Origin of the sequence: Enterobacter adelaidei (assembly GCF_041937165.1) — a bacterium.
GTDB classification, from domain to species: Bacteria; Pseudomonadota; Gammaproteobacteria; order Enterobacterales; family Enterobacteriaceae; genus Enterobacter; species Enterobacter adelaidei.
Genome location: NZ_CP154353.1, coordinates 2556794 through 2573428, shown reverse-complemented (window position 1 = coordinate 2573428; position 16635 = coordinate 2556794). Strand labels below are relative to the sequence as shown.

16 protein-coding genes are annotated in these 16635 nt (G+C 54.8%); 10 read left to right on the top strand and 6 right to left on the bottom strand.

The features are described from left to right. Positions 1-195: 195 nt before the first annotated feature. Genes hemA through kdsA form a run of 6 tightly spaced genes read left to right on the top strand, consistent with a single transcriptional unit; the run spans position 196 to position 5499 of the window. Positions 196-1452: a glutamyl-tRNA reductase gene (gene hemA, locus AAHF05_RS12530; RefSeq protein ID WP_028018745.1), complete on the top strand. Its 1257-nt coding sequence runs from the start codon at positions 196-198 to the stop codon at positions 1450-1452. Between the two features lie 41 nt (positions 1453-1493). Beyond that, on the top strand, positions 1494-2576 hold the full coding sequence (gene prfA / locus AAHF05_RS12525) for a peptide chain release factor 1 (RefSeq protein ID WP_049005087.1): 1083 nt from the start codon (positions 1494-1496) through the stop codon (positions 2574-2576). Next, positions 2576-3403, top strand: a complete 828-nt coding sequence (prmC, locus tag AAHF05_RS12520; RefSeq protein WP_128347572.1) for a peptide chain release factor N(5)-glutamine methyltransferase — start codon at positions 2576-2578, stop codon at positions 3401-3403. The genes prfA and prmC overlap by 1 nt, the downstream gene beginning before the upstream one ends. Then, on the top strand, positions 3403-3795 hold the full coding sequence (sirB2, locus tag AAHF05_RS12515) for an invasion regulator SirB2 (RefSeq protein ID WP_028018748.1): 393 nt from the start codon (positions 3403-3405) through the stop codon (positions 3793-3795). The genes prmC and sirB2 overlap by 1 nt, the downstream gene beginning before the upstream one ends. 3 nt (positions 3796-3798) lie before the next feature. Next, positions 3799-4608 (top strand): invasion regulator SirB1, encoded by an 810-nt coding sequence (sirB1, locus tag AAHF05_RS12510; protein WP_028018749.1) that lies wholly within the window; start codon positions 3799-3801, stop codon positions 4606-4608. A gap of 36 nt (positions 4609-4644) precedes the next feature. Beyond that, on the top strand, positions 4645-5499 hold the full coding sequence (gene kdsA, locus AAHF05_RS12505; protein WP_028018750.1) for a 3-deoxy-8-phosphooctulonate synthase: 855 nt from the start codon (positions 4645-4647) through the stop codon (positions 5497-5499). Between the two features lie 74 nt (positions 5500-5573). Here the strand turns inward: kdsA and chaA are convergent, their stop codons facing one another. Next, complete coding sequence (gene chaA / locus AAHF05_RS12500) at positions 5574-6674, bottom strand: sodium-potassium/proton antiporter ChaA (RefSeq protein ID WP_024907071.1); 1101 nt, start codon at positions 6672-6674, stop codon at positions 5574-5576. A 270-nt stretch (positions 6675-6944) separates the two neighbouring features. Here chaA and chaB point away from each other — a divergent pair, with 270 nt between their 5' ends. Continuing rightward, the gene (gene chaB, locus AAHF05_RS12495; protein ID WP_114976998.1) at positions 6945-7175 is read left to right on the top strand and encodes a putative cation transport regulator ChaB; all 231 of its coding nucleotides are present in this window, start codon (positions 6945-6947) and stop codon (positions 7173-7175) included. A gap of 177 nt (positions 7176-7352) precedes the next feature. Next, on the top strand, positions 7353-8048 hold the full coding sequence (locus AAHF05_RS12490) for a gamma-glutamylcyclotransferase (protein WP_028018752.1): 696 nt from the start codon (positions 7353-7355) through the stop codon (positions 8046-8048). A 30-nt stretch (positions 8049-8078) separates the two neighbouring features. Here the strand turns inward: AAHF05_RS12490 and AAHF05_RS12485 are convergent, their stop codons facing one another. The 3 genes from AAHF05_RS12485 to AAHF05_RS12475 form a co-directional block, all read right to left on the bottom strand. Further along, a complete protein-coding gene (locus AAHF05_RS12485) occupies positions 8079-8318 on the bottom strand; it encodes a DUF1883 domain-containing protein (protein ID WP_010432930.1) in 240 nt (79 codons plus the stop codon). 211 nt (positions 8319-8529) lie between these two features. Further along, positions 8530-10314, bottom strand: a complete 1785-nt coding sequence (locus tag AAHF05_RS12480) for a methyl-accepting chemotaxis protein (RefSeq protein WP_028018753.1) — start codon at positions 10312-10314, stop codon at positions 8530-8532. Positions 10315-10420: 106 nt separating this feature from the next. Further along, a complete protein-coding gene (locus AAHF05_RS12475) occupies positions 10421-10774 on the bottom strand; it encodes a DsrE/DsrF/TusD sulfur relay family protein (protein WP_049005091.1) in 354 nt (117 codons plus the stop codon). A gap of 177 nt (positions 10775-10951) precedes the next feature. Between AAHF05_RS12475 and AAHF05_RS12470 the strand changes: the two genes are divergently transcribed. Then, positions 10952-12358: a YchO/YchP family invasin gene (locus AAHF05_RS12470; protein WP_129323428.1), complete on the top strand. Its 1407-nt coding sequence runs from the start codon at positions 10952-10954 to the stop codon at positions 12356-12358. 3 nt (positions 12359-12361) lie between these two features. Here AAHF05_RS12470 and narL read toward each other — a convergent pair whose 3' ends face one another. Continuing rightward, complete coding sequence (gene narL, locus AAHF05_RS12465; RefSeq protein WP_028018756.1) at positions 12362-13012, bottom strand: two-component system response regulator NarL; 651 nt, start codon at positions 13010-13012, stop codon at positions 12362-12364. Beyond that, positions 13005-14801: a nitrate/nitrite two-component system sensor histidine kinase NarX gene (gene narX, locus AAHF05_RS12460; RefSeq protein ID WP_374936336.1), complete on the bottom strand. Its 1797-nt coding sequence runs from the start codon at positions 14799-14801 to the stop codon at positions 13005-13007. The genes narL and narX overlap by 8 nt, the downstream gene beginning before the upstream one ends. Positions 14802-15110: 309 nt before the next feature. Here narX and AAHF05_RS12455 point away from each other — a divergent pair, with 309 nt between their 5' ends. Continuing rightward, the gene (locus AAHF05_RS12455; RefSeq protein ID WP_049005094.1) at positions 15111-16508 is read left to right on the top strand and encodes a NarK family nitrate/nitrite MFS transporter; all 1398 of its coding nucleotides are present in this window, start codon (positions 15111-15113) and stop codon (positions 16506-16508) included. Positions 16509-16635: the final 127 nt, after the last annotated feature.

The following is a 16635-nucleotide window of genomic DNA, read 5'->3' as shown; positions in this document are numbered from 1 at the left end:
GACAAATCCTTGAGATACGTTGCAGTTATAACTGTTAATGCTAGCGTTGAAGGGCCCCACCGTCTACGTTCAAATTATCTCAAAGCGCGATGTAACCTATTACTCCGAAAGGGTGCAGTCTCTTTTATTGATCTCGCGCATCCTGTATGATGCGTTCTGCTAACCTTATTAACGCTGGTACTACTCCCGCTCAACATGACCTTATTAGCACTCGGCATTAACCACAAAACAGCCCCGGTTTCGCTGCGAGAACGCGTAACGTTTTCGCCAGACACGCTTGACCTGGCGCTGGACAGCTTGCTTGCACAACCTATGGTGCAGGGTGGCGTGGTGCTCTCGACGTGCAACCGTACCGAGCTTTATTTGAGTGTGGAAGAGCAGGATAACCTGCACGAGGCGCTGATCCGCTGGCTATGCGACTACCACAATCTCAACGAAGACGAACTGCGCAATAGCCTGTACTGGCATCAGGACAATGATGCCGTCAGCCATCTGATGCGCGTGGCCAGCGGGCTGGATTCGCTGGTTCTCGGCGAACCGCAAATTCTGGGGCAGGTGAAAAAAGCGTTTGCGGATTCGCAAAAAGGGCATCTGAAGGCCAGTGAACTGGAGCGTATGTTCCAGAAGTCATTCTCCGTGGCTAAGCGTGTGCGAACCGAAACCGACATTGGTGCCAGTGCGGTTTCTGTTGCTTTCGCGGCCTGCACCCTTGCACGCCAAATCTTTGAATCCCTGTCGACCGTTACCGTGATGCTGGTGGGTGCGGGCGAAACCATCGAACTTGTCGCGCGCCATCTGCGCGAACATAAAGTGAAAAAGATGATTATCGCCAACCGTACCCGCGAACGTGCTCAGGTGCTGGCGGACGAAGTGGGCGCAGAGGTGGTGGCGTTAAGCGACATTGATGAACGCCTGAAAGAGGCGGACATTATTATCAGCTCTACCGCCAGCCCACTGCCGATCATCGGTAAAGGGATGGTGGAGCGTGCCCTGAAATCCCGTCGTAATCAGCCGATGCTGCTGGTGGATATCGCCGTCCCGCGCGATGTTGAGCCAGAAGTCGGTAAACTGGCTAACGCCTATCTTTACAGCGTGGATGACCTGCAAAGTATCATTTCGCACAACCTTGCCCAGCGTAAAGCGGCGGCAGTGCAGGCGGAAACCATTGTTGAGCAGGAAACCAGTGAGTTTATGGCCTGGCTGCGCGCTCAAAGCGTCAGCGAGACCATCCGCGAGTACCGCGGGCAGGCGGAGCAGGTGCGTGATGACCTGACAGCCAAAGCGTTAGCGGCCCTGGAACAGGGCGGCGACGCACACGCTATTATGCAGGATCTGGCATGGAAACTGACCAACCGCCTGATCCATGCCCCAACCAAATCTCTTCAGCAGGCTGCCCGTGACGGGGATGATGAACGCCTGACTATTCTGCGCAACAGCCTCGGGCTGGAATAGCGCCCTATACCCATTTTCTAAGACAAGGTGCACTTACGCCTATGAAGCCTTCTATCGTCGCTAAACTGGAAGCTCTGCACGAGCGCCATGAGGAAGTACAGGCGCTGCTCGGTGATGCCGGGACCATTGCGGACCAGGAACGTTTTCGCGCGCTCTCTCGCGAATACGCGCAGTTAAGTGATGTTTCTAAATGCTTTACTGACTGGCGACAGGTTCAGGAAGATATTGAAACTGCGCAGATGATGCTTGATGACCCTGAAATGCGCGAAATGGCGCAGGAAGAGTTGCAGGATGCGAAAGCGCGTTCGGAAGAGATGGAACAGCAGCTTCAGGTGCTGCTGCTGCCGAAAGATCCGGACGATGAACGTAATGCATTTGTGGAAGTCCGCGCCGGTACCGGCGGTGATGAAGCGGCCCTGTTTGCCGGGGATCTGTTCCGCATGTACAGCCGCTACGCTGAATCGCGCCGCTGGCGTGTGGAGATCATGAGCGCCAACGAAGGCGAGCATGGTGGTTTTAAAGAAGTGATCGCGAAGATCAGCGGCGACGGCGTATACGGTCGTCTCAAGTTTGAATCTGGCGGTCATCGTGTGCAGCGCGTACCTGCCACCGAATCGCAGGGGCGTATTCATACGTCAGCCTGTACCGTTGCGGTCATGCCGGAGCTGCCGGAAGCGGAACTGCCGGACATCAACCCGGCGGACCTGCGTATTGATACCTTCCGTTCCTCCGGAGCGGGTGGTCAGCACGTTAACACCACCGACTCCGCCATCCGTATTACCCACTTGCCGACCGGTATTGTCGTTGAATGTCAGGACGAACGTTCGCAGCATAAAAACAAAGCCAAAGCGCTTTCCGTGCTCGGTGCGCGTATCCACGCGGCAGAAATGGCAAAACGCCAGCAGGCAGAAGCGTCTACCCGCCGTAACCTGCTGGGCAGCGGCGACCGCAGCGACCGTAACCGTACCTACAACTTCCCGCAGGGGCGCGTGACCGACCACCGCATCAACCTGACGCTTTACCGTCTGGACGAAGTGATGGAAGGCAAGCTGGATATGCTGATTGAGCCTATTGTGCAGGAATACCAGGCCGATCAGCTGGCGGCGCTGTCCGAGCAGGAATAATGGATTTCCAGCGCTGGTTACGCCAGGCCGTCGGTGAGCTTTCAGAAAGTGAGAGTCCAAAACGCGACGCCGAAATCTTGCTTGAGCATGTGACGGGGAAGCCGCGCACATATCTGCTGGCTTTCGGGGAAACACTGCTGGCTTCTGAGCAGGAGACGCAACTCGCCATACTGCTTGCCCGTCGTAAGGCTGGTGAGCCGGTGGCGCATCTGGTTGGAGAGCGGGAATTCTGGTCGTTACCTTTGTACGTTTCGGCAGCGACCCTGATCCCACGTCCGGACACCGAGTGTCTGGTCGAGCAGGCGCTGGCGCGTTTACCGGCTAGCGCCAGTCGAATCCTCGATCTAGGCACTGGGACGGGCGCCATTGCGCTGGCGCTTGCCAGTGAACGCCCGGACTGTGATGTGACGGCAGTGGATGTGATGCCAGACGCGGTAGCGCTGGCAAAGCGTAACGTGGACAGGCTCGGCCTGACTAATGTCACCGTACTGCACAGCAGCTGGTTTAGCGCGCTGGAAAATCACACGTTTGGGATGATTGTCAGCAACCCTCCTTACATTGACGAACATGATCCGCATCTTGCGCAGGGAGATGTCCGTTTCGAACCGCTGACGGCCCTGGTCGCCGCTAACGAGGGATTGGCCGATCTTGATCACATAGTGACAACGTCACGGAAACATTTAGTTCGCGGCGGCTGGCTGCTGGTGGAGCACGGCTGGACGCAGGGAGAAGCCGTGCGGGCGCTGTTTACGCAAGCAGGCTATACCGCAGTGGAAACCTGCCGCGACTACGGCGGCAACGAACGTCTGACGCTGGGGCAGTGGTGATGAGCCTGTTTACTGTGCTTATTTCCGCTCACCTGATTTCCGTTGCGCTGACCATCGGTTTTTTCATCGTGCGCTACTGGTGGCGTTACAGCAACAATCCGCTGATGGATGCCCGCTGGGTGCGTGTCGCACCGCACTGTATCGATACGGTTCTGTTCCTGACTGGCGCCGGACTCATGTGGAAGACCGGCTATCTGCCATTTACTGATAAAGGCGCATGGCTGACTGAAAAGCTGTTTGGCGTTATCATCTATATCGTTTTGGGTTTTATCGCGCTTGGGCGTCGTCGTCCGCGCAGCCAGCAGGTGGGATTTATTGCCTTTCTGCTGGGTCTGGTGGTGCTGTACATCATCATTAAACTCGCCACCACAAGAATACCGTTACTGGGGTAAGTCATGAAGTCCTTAGCCGATTTCGAATTTAATAAAGTGCCGCTTTGCGATGGCATGATCCTGATTTCGGAGATGATCCGTGACGATTTTACGTCGCAGTATGTCTACGATGAGCTGGAAAATCTGGTCAGCCTGGCGCGTGAAGAGATCAATCAGGCGCGTCCGCAGGACTGGCAATTAGAGAAGCTTCTGGAACTTTTCTACGGCGAATGGGGTTTCTGCGACACGCGTGGCGTGTATCGCCTGTCTGACGCATTATGGCTGGATCAGGTCTTAAAAAATCGTCAGGGCAGCGCCGTTGCGCTGGGCTCTATTTTGCTGTGGGTCGCACACCGTCTGGATATTCCACTGGTGCCGGTCATCTTCCCGACGCAGATGATCCTGCGTGCCGAGTGGCTGGATGGTGAGATGTGGCTCATTAATCCGTTTAACGGCGATACGCTGGATGAGCATACGCTGGACGTCTGGCTGAAAGGCAATATCAGCCCGGTGGCCGAGCTTTTTAACGAAGATCTCGACGAGGCGGATAACTCAGAAGTGATCCGCAAGCTGCTGGATACGCTGAAATCAGCGCTGATGGAAGAGCGTCAGATGGAACTGGCTTTGCGTGCCAGTGAAGTGCTGCTGCAGTTTAATCCGGAAGATCCGTATGAAATTCGCGACCGTGGGCTTATTTATGCTCAGCTCGATTGTGAACACGTCGCGCTGAATGATTTGAGTTATTTCGTGGAACAATGTCCGGAAGATCCGATTAGCGAAATGATTCGCGCGCAGATCAACGCGATCTCGCACAAACAAATTACACTGCATTAATCTTAATTCCGATTCACACCTGAATAAGGCGATCCTATGAAACAAAAAGTGGTTAGCATTGGTGATATCAACGTGGCAAACGACCTGCCGTTCGTGCTGTTTGGCGGTATGAACGTGCTGGAATCCCGCGATCTCGCTATGCGTATCTGCGAACACTACGTGACTGTGACCCAGAAACTGGGTATCCCGTACGTGTTTAAAGCCTCTTTTGACAAAGCCAACCGCTCCTCCATCAACTCTTACCGTGGCCCGGGCCTGGAAGAGGGAATGAAAATTTTCCAGGAGCTGAAACAGACCTTTGGCGTGAAAGTGATCACCGACGTGCATGAAGCCGCTCAGGCGCAGCCTGTGGCCGATGTGGTAGATGTTATCCAACTGCCGGCGTTCCTGGCTCGCCAGACTGACCTGGTTGCCGCGATGGCGAAAACCGGTGCGGTGATCAACGTGAAGAAACCACAATTCGTGAGCCCGGGTCAGATGGGCAACATCGTCGATAAGTTTATCGAAGGTGGCAACGACAAAGTTATTCTGTGCGATCGTGGTTCAAACTTCGGTTACGACAACCTGGTTGTGGATATGCTGGGCTTCAGCGTGATGAAGAACGTCTCTAATCAGTCTCCGGTGATCTTCGACGTGACGCACGCACTGCAGTGCCGCGACCCGTTTGGTGCAGCGTCCGGCGGCCGCCGTGCCCAGGTTACCGAGCTGGCGCGCGCCGGTATGGCAACTGGCCTGGCGGGTCTGTTTATCGAAGCACACCCGGATCCGGCTAACGCGAAATGTGACGGTCCATCCGCGCTGCCGCTGGATAAGCTCGAGCCGTTCCTGAAACAGATCAAAGCGATTGACGATCTGGTGAAGAGCTTCGACGAGCTGGATACCAGCAACTAATAAAAAAACCCGCTTCGGCGGGTTTTTTTATGGGGCATATTGCCGGGTGGCGCTTCGCTTGCAGGGCAAAAAGACTACGCAAATATCGTCATCAGATACGCAATAAACAAGGCCATATGCGCCGCACCGTTCAGCACGTTGGTGCGTCCCGTCGAGAACGAAATCTGACACAACAACAGTGATGCCACCATCACGATCATCTCTGGCGCACCCAGCGCAAACTGCAGCTCATTACCGGTCATAAAGGCAATCAGCGTCACCACTGGTACGGTAAGCGAAATCGTCGCCAGCACGGAGCCGAAGAACAGGTTCATTGCGCGTTGCACCTGATTATTCAGTACCGCTTTCAGCGCGCCCAGTCCTTCAGGGGACAGAATCAACAGCGCTACCAGGAAGCCGGTAAAGGCCACCGGCGCGTTCAACTCGGTTAACAGCGTCTCCAGCGGATTGGCGTTCATCTTGGTGACCGCGATAACCGCAATCAGATGCACGATCAGCCAAACCGTGTGCCACGCGCTGCTGTGGGCCGACGGTTTACCGTGATGCGGGTCGTCATCGTCGCTGTCGTCTTCATGCTCATACACAAACAGACTCTGGTGCGTTTTGGTCTGAATCAGCAGGAATACGCCGTACATGGCCGCGGAAATCAGTGCAACGAGCAATGCCTGACCGGTGGAAAAGTTTGCACCCGGCAGCGCCATCGGGAACACCAGCACGATAATCGCCAGCGGGAAGAGGGCAATCAGATACTGTTTAATGCCGAACAGGTTCATATACTGGGTCGCGAATTTACGACCACCCAATAACAGCGAGAAGCCCACCAGACCGCCCGTCACAATCATAATGATTGAGTAGAGCGTATCGCGCATCAGCGTCGGTGCGGCATCACCGGTCGCCATCAGCGCAGAGATCAGGCTAACTTCGAGGATAACAACGGAAAGACTAAGAATTAACGAACCGTACGGCTCGCCCAGACGGTGGGCTAATACGTCGGCATGGCGAACGACGCTAAAGGCGCTGGTTAAAATACCAACCAGAGCAAGAATATTGATACCAACCACCACTGGCAGTGACTGACTGCTTCCCCAGAAGAGCAGCACAGCCAGTGCCAGAACCGGGAAAATGAGAGACGTCTCCTTGTGGCGGGTCTTTACCGCCTCGTGTGTTGCTGTCATGTGCTTCTCCATCAATGCAGGTGCTTGTAATTATAGATAGATTTTTGAGGTCATTAAACTAACAGATCTCTGTTAAATACCCTTTATTTTTTACTTAATTTTACCCTTTGTCATAATTTTGTTTCTTGATGGGTAAAATGCAGAGTCTTTGTTTATTAGTCATTAAATAACAATGTATTAAAAATATAATGGCCTCATAAATTATTGCCGGGTGGCACCATGACATATCGTCGTCCACACTTATCTCTTGAACCAAAAGAGAGGTTAGCGATGCCCTATAAAACGAAACGCGAATTACCTGATAACGTGCAAAACGTGCTGCCCGCGCATGCGCAGGATATCTACAAAGAAGCGTTTAATAGCGCCTGGGAACAATACAAAGATAAAGAAGATCGCCGGGATGATGCGAGCCGTGAAGAGACGGCGCACAAAGTCGCCTGGGCCGCAGTAAAACATGAATATGAGAAAGGAGACGACGATAAATGGCATAAAAAGAAATAGCCGTGAAATTATTCGCTGCCTTCATTTTGACTTTTCAGGCGGTTGAACTTCCGTTGTATTGCAACTGGTCCGCTAATTGCTTATCGTTATTTAACTGCTGGCAAAATGACCAGCACCTAAGGCCGGGAAGGCGAATTACAGATGTCGCAAGGAAGCATGCAGTGGCGGAGGTGTAAAGTGTTAACGCGTGATTTCTTAATGAAGGCAGATTGTAAGACGGCATTTGGTGCTATTGAGGAATCGCTTCTCTGGTCGGCTGAACAACGTGCGGCGTCACTCGCTGCCACGCTTGCCTGCCGCCCGGATGATGGCCCGGTATGGATTTTTGGCTACGGCTCTCTGATGTGGAACCCGGCTCTGGAATTTGTCGAATCGGCAACGGGAACGCTGCCGGGCTGGCACCGCGCATTTTGCCTGCGTCTGACGGCCGGGCGTGGCAGTGCGTGTCAACCTGGGCGCATGCTTGCACTGAAAGAGGGCGGACGCACCACGGGCGTGGCATATCGCCTCCCGGATGCCACGCTGGAAGAGGAGCTCACGCTGCTCTGGAAGCGCGAGATGATCACCGGCTGCTATATGCCTAGCTGGTGCAAGCTGGAACTGGACGACGGACGTACCGTTAATGCGCTGGTCTTTATTATGGACCCGCGCCACCCGCTGTATGAAGCGGATACCCGTACGCAGGTGATAGCCCCGCTGATTGCTGCCGCCAGTGGCCCGTTGGGTACTAATGCGCAATATCTCTTCTCTCTTGATGACGAGCTGACCCGCCTCGGTATGAAGGACGACTGTCTGAACGAACTGGTGGTGAAGGTGAAGGCACTTCTGGAAGGGAACCCGCTCAACAGCTCGCTGCGACCGGGTTTTGCCTGAGAATACGCCCGGCTCGCCGGGCGTTTAATGTTATGCTGCTACGTAGCTGACAGAATGCTCCAGTGACTGACTGTGGCTGTCAATCAGGACATCCCACGTGCCGGTATAGGGCACCGTAAGCCAGGCTTTATCATCCTGCACGGTCAGAATATCTGCCTGCGATTGTTTTTGTGCTTTTGAACTCATCAGATGAATACGGCAGCGCTCTGAACAACGAACCACTACCGTATCCCCGCCAAACAGTTTCAAACTTGTTTTTACCAGTGCCATTTTTTACCCCGTAGTCTTAAACAACGCTCTCCCTGCTGCCATATCCGAGCGTGATATTGTTCACAATTCACTCATTGCATAACACCAAAGGGGAGGGGCCGGGATGCTGATTTTGATCAAAAAATGGCATAACGATTAAACAAAAATGACAAAATTCCTAAAAATTTCAGCTGGCGCGCGTTTTACCCGCTAAACGCGCGCCGGGATAAAATTAAATGCGGAAATGTCCGGCGGTTTCAGCAAGGTCACCCGCCTGGCTCTGCAGGGCGCCCGCGGCGGCGGCGGATTGCACAACCAGCTCGGCGTTCTGCTGTACCATTCTGTCGAGATGGGTTACCGCATGGTTGATCTCATGGATACCTTTCATCTGCTCGCTGGTGGCGATGGAGATTTCACGCATGATGCCCGAGACGCTGCCGATGCTGGCGCGGATTTCATTCATGCTTTCCCCTGCCAGATGCACGTAACGGGAGCCCGTTGCCACGCTGTCAGTGGTGGAGTCGATGAGCGATTTGATCTCTTTCGCCGCCTGAGCGCTACGGCTTGCCAGATTACGCACCTCTCCTGCCACCACGGCAAACCCACGCCCTTGTTCCCCGGCTCGTGCTGCTTCCACCGAGGCGTTCAACGCCAGAATATTGGTCTGGAAGGCAATGCCGTCAATTACGCTGGTGATATCGCCAATTTTTGCGGATGCCACTTCGATGGACTGCATGGTGCTGATTGCCTGCGATACCACCTCTCCACCGCGCGCCGCGGCCGCTGAGGCTTTGCTCGCCTGGTCGTTGGCTTCTGCTGCAGACTCATTCGACTGCGTCACGGAGGCGGTGATCTGCTCCACGGCACTGGCGGTCTCGCGCAGGCTGGATGCCGCCTGCTCGGTGCGTCCGGAAAGATCCTGGTTACCAGCCGCAATTTCCTGCGCGGCATTTTTCACCGATGCGCTGGCATCACGGAGCTGTACCATGACGACGGAGAGCTTATCGCTGAAGGCGTTAAACGCCTGCGCAATCTGCGCGACTTCGTCTTCACCATCATCCGGCAGGCGCTGCGACAGGTCGTTAGTCCCGTTAGCAATGTTGTGCATCGCGTCGCGGATGTCAGACAGTCGCTTCAGCAGACGGGCAATCAGGAAGTGAACAATAGCGGCGCTCAGCAGAGCCAGGATCACCAGCGAGATAGCCGACGCTTTAAGCAGGGAACGCATGCCGGATGTCGCATCGCCATTGTCGAGGGCGACAACTAACATCCAGTTAGTGCCTGGCACGGCCGTCGCAACAAAGGTTTTTTCTTTGTCATCGAATGTGCCGTCAACCGGATTACCGCTTTTCAGCGCCGCAAAATCGATACCTTTGATCGTCTCGGCAAACGGTTTAAGCGTCAGCGCCGGATCATTGGCAGCAATCACGGTGCCATCGCTGGTCAGAAGTAATCCACTACTTGCCGGGGTCGGATGGATCCCGCGCACGTTAGCGACTACGCTATCCATGGCCACATCGCCTGCTACCACGGCTTTCAGGGTGCCATTTTCTTTCACCGGCACGGCGAACGTCACCACCAGCTTCCCGGTACCGGCATCTACGTAAGGTGCGGTGACGACCGGGGCGTCCTGGCTTACCACCTGCTGATACCAGGGGCGAATGGTCGGGTCATAATCCGCGGGGACGCCCGCTGGGTCAGAGAATTTGGCTGTCTTGCTGGCATAGCCAACATAGACGTTGGTGAATCCCCCCGCCTGCGCAAGCTGTTTGAATACCGGAACCGGATCGTCACTCAGCGCCACGGTCTGAGCGGAGGCGATCACCGTCATTTTGCTTTTTACCCAGTCGGCAATCGCCATGTTATGGCTGGCGCTGGTGCTGGTCAGGATATCGCGCTGTGACTGCTGGTTATCCTGACGCGTGACCTGGAAGTTGATAACGGTATTAAGGAGAAGGGCGACGACCAGACAGCCTGCCGTCGCGGCGATGATGCGTGCACGAATCGATCTGAACATAAGTGAAATACCTGCTGTGTTGTTTCCATGCCTATCGGCAACCTTGCAGGTAAACTTGATGCTGAAACCGCGTCCATAAGAAAATAATATTTTTACGGGTTTATTATTAAAAAGTTAATACTTTATCGGCGGACAGCGTCCACTCGGCCAGCTCAACCAGCGTACCAATCTCTACGCCATCAATCAGCGGTAGACCGGTAATGCCGCGGCCGTCGGTGCAGGTCTTGCACAGCTTCACCGGCACATTTTGCGCGGTGAGGATCTCCAGCATTTGCTGAATGTTGTAGCCTTCTGCAGGTTTCTGTCCCTTCAGCCCGGCAGTGACCGCGTCCGACATTAAAAAGAGCCGTAACTCCAGTTCGCTCTCTTTATCGCGGAGTGCGATAGCCAGACGCAGGCTGTTAAAAAGGGATTCGCTGCCGTAAGCCGCACCGTTGGCGATGATCACTATCTTCTGCATGTTGACTCCTGTTCTTAAAAAGGCACGAATAATATAGGGTTTACCAAGTTTACGCCGTCTACAGCCGACAATAAACTTCAGGATATTCCTGAAATTTCCCGTAAGGCTGCAATTCTTTCTTAATAGCGTTAAGGTAAGAGCGTCTTTAACAAAACCCAGGCGCTAAACCCGACGTTGATGGCTGTATCGTCCTGCATTCGCTTTCTGTTATTACTCCCCCTTCTTACGGCGGGAGTCGTTCACGGTGCCCCGAATTCCTTTATGCAACAGGCAGAAAATCCCTTTGATAACAACGGGGATAGTTTGCCCGATCTCGGTATGGCCCCCCCAACTGGCGAGGGAGAAAAACACCTGGCCGAAATGGCAAAAGCGTTTGGTGAAGCCAGTATGACCGATAACGGTCTGACCACGGGCGAGCAGGCGCGCCAGTTTGCGTTTGGTCAGGTACGTGATGCGGTGAGTGGGGAAGTGAACCAGCAGATTGAATCCTGGCTCTCCCCGTGGGGTAACGCCAGCGTAAACTTGCTGGTGAATGACGACGGTAAATTTAACGGCAGCAGCGGGAGCTGGTTTATCCCCTGGAATGATAACAACCGTTACCTGAGCTGGAGTCAGTTTGGCGTGACGCAGCAGACGGATGGCCTGGTCAGTAACGCCGGGGTAGGTCAGCGCTGGATCGCCGGCAAGTGGTTGCTGGGCTACAACACGTTTTACGATAACCTGCTGGATGAAAACCTGCAGCGTGCCGGGCTGGGCGCGGAAGCGTGGGGTGAAAATCTGCGTCTGTCTGCTAACTACTATCAGCCGTTTGCCAGCTGGCGTGACAGCTCGGACGTACAGGAGCAGCGCATGGCGCGTGGGTATGATGTCACCGCCAAAGCCTGGTTGCCGTGGTTCCATCATCTGAACACCAGCGTTAGCTTCGAGCAATACTTTGGCGATAACGTCGACCTGTTCAATACCGGAACCGGCTATCACAACCCTGTCGCGGTAAATCTGGGGCTCAACTATACCCCTGTTCCGCTGGTCACATTGACGGCCGCCCATAAGCAGGGAGAGAGTGGCGTCAGTCAAAATAATCTCGGACTGAAGCTTAACTATCGCTTCGGCGTACCGTTTATAAAGCAGATCTCTGCCGGAGAAGTCGCCGCCACGCGCTCCCTGCGCGGGAGCCGCTACGACTCGCCGGAGCGGGACAACCTGCCTGTTATGGAGTTCCGCCAGCGCAAAACGTTATCAGTGTATCTGGCGACGCCACCGTGGGATCTGAAAGGGGGCGAGACCGTGATGCTGAAGCTACAAATTCGCAGCGCGCATGGTATTCGTCAGATCCACTGGCAGGGTGATACCCAGGCATTGAGCCTGACATCACCGGCGAACAGCAACAGCGGCGATGGCTGGAGTGTGATTATGCCTGCCTGGGATAGCCGGGAAGGGGCAACTAACCGCTGGCACTTGTCGGCAGTGGTAGACGATGAGAAAGGCCAGCGCGTCTCTTCCAATGAGATCACGCTTATCGTAGTGCAACCGCTGGTCGCATTACCCAACGATGACCCGCGCTGGAGGCTGCTGCCGGATGAGTAATGCTTAAAAAATCCGTTCCTGATGTACCCACACAGCGGCTTCAACGCGGGATTTTAACTTCATTTTCTTCAGCATGTGCTTCACATGTACTTTGACCGTGCTTTCGGTGATATCCAGGCGGCGGGCAATCATCTTGTTTGGCAGACCCTGAGCAATCAGCTTGAGAATGTCGCGCTCGCGTGGCGTTAACTGACTGACGTCGCGATCGGAGGTGGCGCGGTTGGCGCGCAGGCTGGCGGCCAGTACCGGCGTTAATGCTTCGCTCAGCACCATCTCACCTGCGGCAGCCTGTTGCAGCGCTTTAAGCAGATCTTCCGGCTCCATATCTTTCAGCAGATAGCCGTCCGCGCCACGCTTTAGCGCTGTGACCACATCTTCTTCATGGTTCGACACGCTAAAGACCACCACGCGACCGGAAAGGGATTTTTCCCGCAGTTTGTCGAGGGTTTCCAGACCGTTCATGCCGGGCATATTGAGATCAAGCAGGATCAGATCGGGATCAAGCGCTTCGGCAAGCTCAATGCCTTGTTCACCGTTGCTGGCTTCGCCTACGACGGTGATATCGGGTGCCATGCTGACCAGCTGTTTCACGCCAGTACGCAGCATCGGATGGTCGTCGATCAACAGAATTGATGCCGGTTCCTGATTAGTCATGGGTTTCTCCTTGAGCAGTTGTGAGCGGTTTCTCGGGAATAAAGGTGACAACAACTTCCGTGCCACCTGTCTCTCTCCGGCGAACCTGGCAATCACCGCGCAGGCTTTGGGCGCGGTCTCGCATGATGATTAAACCATAGTGGTTAGTTCGTTCGGCATTTTCCGGCACGCCGCGGCCGTTGTCATGAACCGTGAGCCTGACCTGATTAGCGTGCTGGCTGACGGTGACGGTTACCGCCGTCGCGCCAGCATGTTTGAGCACGTTACTCAACGCTTCACGGGCGATCTGCAGTAAATGAATGGCCTGATGCGACGGAACAAACCGCGGCGGCAGTTGGTAATCCAGCTTCACCGGGAACCCCAGCCGGGCGCTAAATTCGTGACAGCTGGATTCCAGGGCGGGGCGCAGGCCAGGTTCAGTGAGCTGCAGACGGAAAGTGGTCAGCAGTTCACGAAGTTGCACCCAGGAGGTATTCAGTTCGTTGCGGATCTGGCTCAGCAGCTGTTTATTACTTTCCGGCATCTCCGTATCCTGCATTTGCAGGCAGCTCACCTGCATTTTCATACAGGAGAGCGACTGGGCGATGGAGTCGTGAAGCTCGCGGGCGATGGTTGCACGCTCTTCCATGACGATCAGCTGCTGCTGTTTTTCCTGATGACGGTCGAGTGCCAGCGTGGCCGTCAACTGTTCAACCAGCGTATCAACCAGCTGTTGCTGGTCGTGGCTGAGGTGACGACCGGCCGGCAGGGTTGCCAGCAGAATGCCGTACTGGGTGTGGTTGTCCGTCAACCGCCACTTCAGCGTGGTACCACTCGACGTCAACGGCGGCAAGCCGCGAGGACAAAGATGGCAACCTTTGTCATCACAGGACATATCGGACTGGCAGGTAAACTCCTGATGGTTTTCTTCGTCTTCCACATCGTAGACCCGCAGCTCCAGGTCGTGAAGCAGGGTCAGATTTTGCAGGCCATTCAGTACCGGCGAGAGACGCTCGCAGAGCGGTACCTGCATATGCAGACGACGGTTGGCTTGCCACAGGAAGGAGAGCATCTCGTTTTTCTGCTCCAGCCCGGCCGTTTTTTCCTGAACGCGCTGCTCCAGCACCGCGTAGCTTTCGGAGAGTTCTGCCGACATGGTATTCAGCGCCTGGCCGAGCATCGCCATCTCGTTGCGCCCGCTGATATGGGTGCGCTGCGTAAAATCCCGTGCGGTGACCGCGCGGGTCATCGCCAGCAGCTGTTTCCAGGGATTCAGCAGCCGTGCACGCAGCCAGACAATGGTGAAGATGAGTAACAGCCCCATACACAGCGCCATTGCACGGTGCATCATCACTACCCGGTCAATACGCAATTCGGTGGTTTGGTCAAAAGAGGAGACCAGGGCATCAATGCGTGATACGAAACCCGCAACGTCATGCGCAACCGCTTCTGGACTGCGCGCCTGTTTCAGCCCCGGCTGCAGTTGAGTGTGCCAGTAGCCCTGGAGTTCTTTAAGCTGAGATTGCTGACCGGCGCGAATGGCGGCGTTTTCCAGTTCCGGGCTGAACGCCGTGCGTTCCATTTCATCGAGCAGTGGCTGATCGACCTGCGTCAGGGGAACCGATGACAGAAGGCGGTAACTCTGCATGCGTAGCGAGCCCGCCTCATTGATGGCATGCGCGTTACCCTGTACACCCTGTACCAGCCAGCCGGAGATCGCCATGCCCGTCACACCGAGGGCGGTGGACAGCAAAACGATCAGCGCGACCTGATTCACGAGTGTCAGTGGAGATAAACATCTTTTTAACATAGAGTTGCCGTGCTCCTGACGTGGCCTGCTTGCAGGAATGGCGCTATTCTGGTGCATACCCTGGAGTATACCCATACCAATAAAGGATTACTCCCAAATTGCCAACGGAGTAACGGGAAGGGGGTGGGGGTAGCAAGGAAACGTCAGCACCGTGAAAAACCACATCTTTTTTACCGTCATAACCTACTCATTAAGGATGAGGGCTTTTTTTGCGCCGCAAATCCTCCCACTTTTCCTTTGATTTATATCAACTTACCGCCGCTCTAAAACCCTAATGTTTGCAGCATCATTCGAGAATCAGAGGTGTCTATGAGTCACTCATCCGCTCCCGAAAGGGAAAATGGTGCCGTTATTACAGACTGGCGTCCAGAGGATCCGGCGTTCTGGCAACAGCGCGGCCATCGTGTAGCAAGCCGGAATCTGTGGATTTCCGTTCCGTGTTTGTTGTTAGCGTTTTGCGTCTGGATGTTGTTTAGTGCGGTGGCGGTAAACCTGCCAAAAGTCGGTTTTACCTTTACAACCGATCAGCTATTTATGTTGACCGCGCTGCCGTCTTTATCCGGCGCATTGCTGCGAGTGCCTTACGCGTTTATGGTTCCGGTGTTTGGCGGCCGTCGCTGGACGGCATTCAGTACCGGTATCATGATCGTGCCATGTGTCTGGCTCGGTTTTGCGGTACAGGATACGTCTACCCCGTTTAGCGTGTTCGTGATTATCTCCCTGCTGTGTGGTTTTGCGGGTGCGAACTTCGCCTCCAGTATGGCAAACATCAGCTTCTTCTTCCCGAAAGCGAAACAGGGCGGCGCGCTGGGTATTAACGGCGGTCTCGGCAACATGGGCGTGAGCGTGATGCAGCTGATTGCACCGCTGGCGATCTCTGTCTCCATTTTCGCAGCGTTTGGCGGCGGTGGCGTTGAGCAAGCGGATGGATCTTCCCTGTATCTGCAAAACGCCTCCTGGATCTGGGTTCCGTTCCTGGTGATCTTCACTCTGGCAGCCTGGTTCTTTATGAACGATCTGTCAGCGTCAAAAGCGTCACTGAGCGAGCAGTTGCCGGTGCTGAAGCGCGGGCATCTGTGGGTAATGGCGCTGCTGTATCTGGCAACGTTCGGTTCGTTTATCGGATTCTCTGCGGGCTTCGCCATGCTGTCGAAAACGCAGTTCCCGGACATTCAGATCCTACAGTTTGCCTTCTTTGGGCCATTTATTGGTGCCCTGGCGCGTTCGCTGGGTGGCATGGTGTCTGACCGTCTGGGCGGGACGCGTGTGACGCTGGTGAACTTTGTGGTAATGGCTGTCTTCTGTGCGTTGCTGTTCCTGACGCTGCCAACTGACGGACAGGGGGGTAACTTCACCGCCTTCTTCGGTGTGTTTATGGTGCTGTTCCTGACTGCCGGGCTGGGCAGCGCTTCTACTTTCCAGATGATTTCCGTGATCTTCCGTAAACTGACCATGGATCGCGTAAAAGCGCAGGGTGGAACCGAAGAGCAGGCGATGCGTGAAGCGGCGACGGACACGGCGGCAGCGCTGGGCTTTATCTCTGCCATCGGCGCAATTGGCGGCTTCTTTATTCCGAAAGCGTTCGGTATCTCTCTTGACCTGACCGGTTCTCCGGCGGGGGCAATGAAAGTATTTCTCGTCTTCTATATCGCCTGCGTTGTGATCACGTGGCTGGTATATGGCCGTAATACTAAGAAAAATAAGTAAGTTTGATTATCCGTTTACGCGGCCTTCGGGCCGCGTTTTTTTGGCTCGTGAATAGTTACAACATACTGACGGGTTTGCAGAGGAAATCTGCGGGTAACACTGTGATCGCCATCGCTTTGCAGATGGT

Bases quoted from the DNA above. Each gene is read 5' to 3' on its own strand.
- hemA (WP_028018745.1), top strand. From the start codon at position 196: ATGACCTTATTAGCACTCGGCATTAACCACAAAACAGCCCCGGTTTCG.
- prfA (WP_049005087.1), top strand. From the start codon at position 1,494: ATGAAGCCTTCTATCGTCGCTAAACTGGAAGCTCTGCACGAGCGCCAT.
- prmC (WP_128347572.1), top strand. From the start codon at position 2,576: ATGGATTTCCAGCGCTGGTTACGCCAGGCCGTCGGTGAGCTTTCAGAA.
- sirB2 (WP_028018748.1), top strand. From the start codon at position 3,403: ATGAGCCTGTTTACTGTGCTTATTTCCGCTCACCTGATTTCCGTTGCG.
- sirB1 (WP_028018749.1), top strand. From the start codon at position 3,799: ATGAAGTCCTTAGCCGATTTCGAATTTAATAAAGTGCCGCTTTGCGAT.
- kdsA (WP_028018750.1), top strand. From the start codon at position 4,645: ATGAAACAAAAAGTGGTTAGCATTGGTGATATCAACGTGGCAAACGAC.
- chaA (WP_024907071.1), bottom strand. From the start codon at position 6,674: ATGACAGCAACACACGAGGCGGTAAAGACCCGCCACAAGGAGACGTCT.
- chaB (WP_114976998.1), top strand. From the start codon at position 6,945: ATGCCCTATAAAACGAAACGCGAATTACCTGATAACGTGCAAAACGTG.
- AAHF05_RS12485 (WP_010432930.1), bottom strand. From the start codon at position 8,318: ATGGCACTGGTAAAAACAAGTTTGAAACTGTTTGGCGGGGATACGGTA.
- AAHF05_RS12480 (WP_028018753.1), bottom strand. From the start codon at position 10,314: ATGTTCAGATCGATTCGTGCACGCATCATCGCCGCGACGGCAGGCTGT.
- AAHF05_RS12475 (WP_049005091.1), bottom strand. From the start codon at position 10,774: ATGCAGAAGATAGTGATCATCGCCAACGGTGCGGCTTACGGCAGCGAA.
- AAHF05_RS12470 (WP_129323428.1), top strand. From the start codon at position 10,952: ATGGCTGTATCGTCCTGCATTCGCTTTCTGTTATTACTCCCCCTTCTT.
- narL (WP_028018756.1), bottom strand. From the start codon at position 13,012: ATGACTAATCAGGAACCGGCATCAATTCTGTTGATCGACGACCATCCG.
- narX (WP_374936336.1), bottom strand. From the start codon at position 14,801: ATGTTAAAAAGATGTTTATCTCCACTGACACTCGTGAATCAGGTCGCG.
- AAHF05_RS12455 (WP_049005094.1), top strand. From the start codon at position 15,111: ATGAGTCACTCATCCGCTCCCGAAAGGGAAAATGGTGCCGTTATTACA.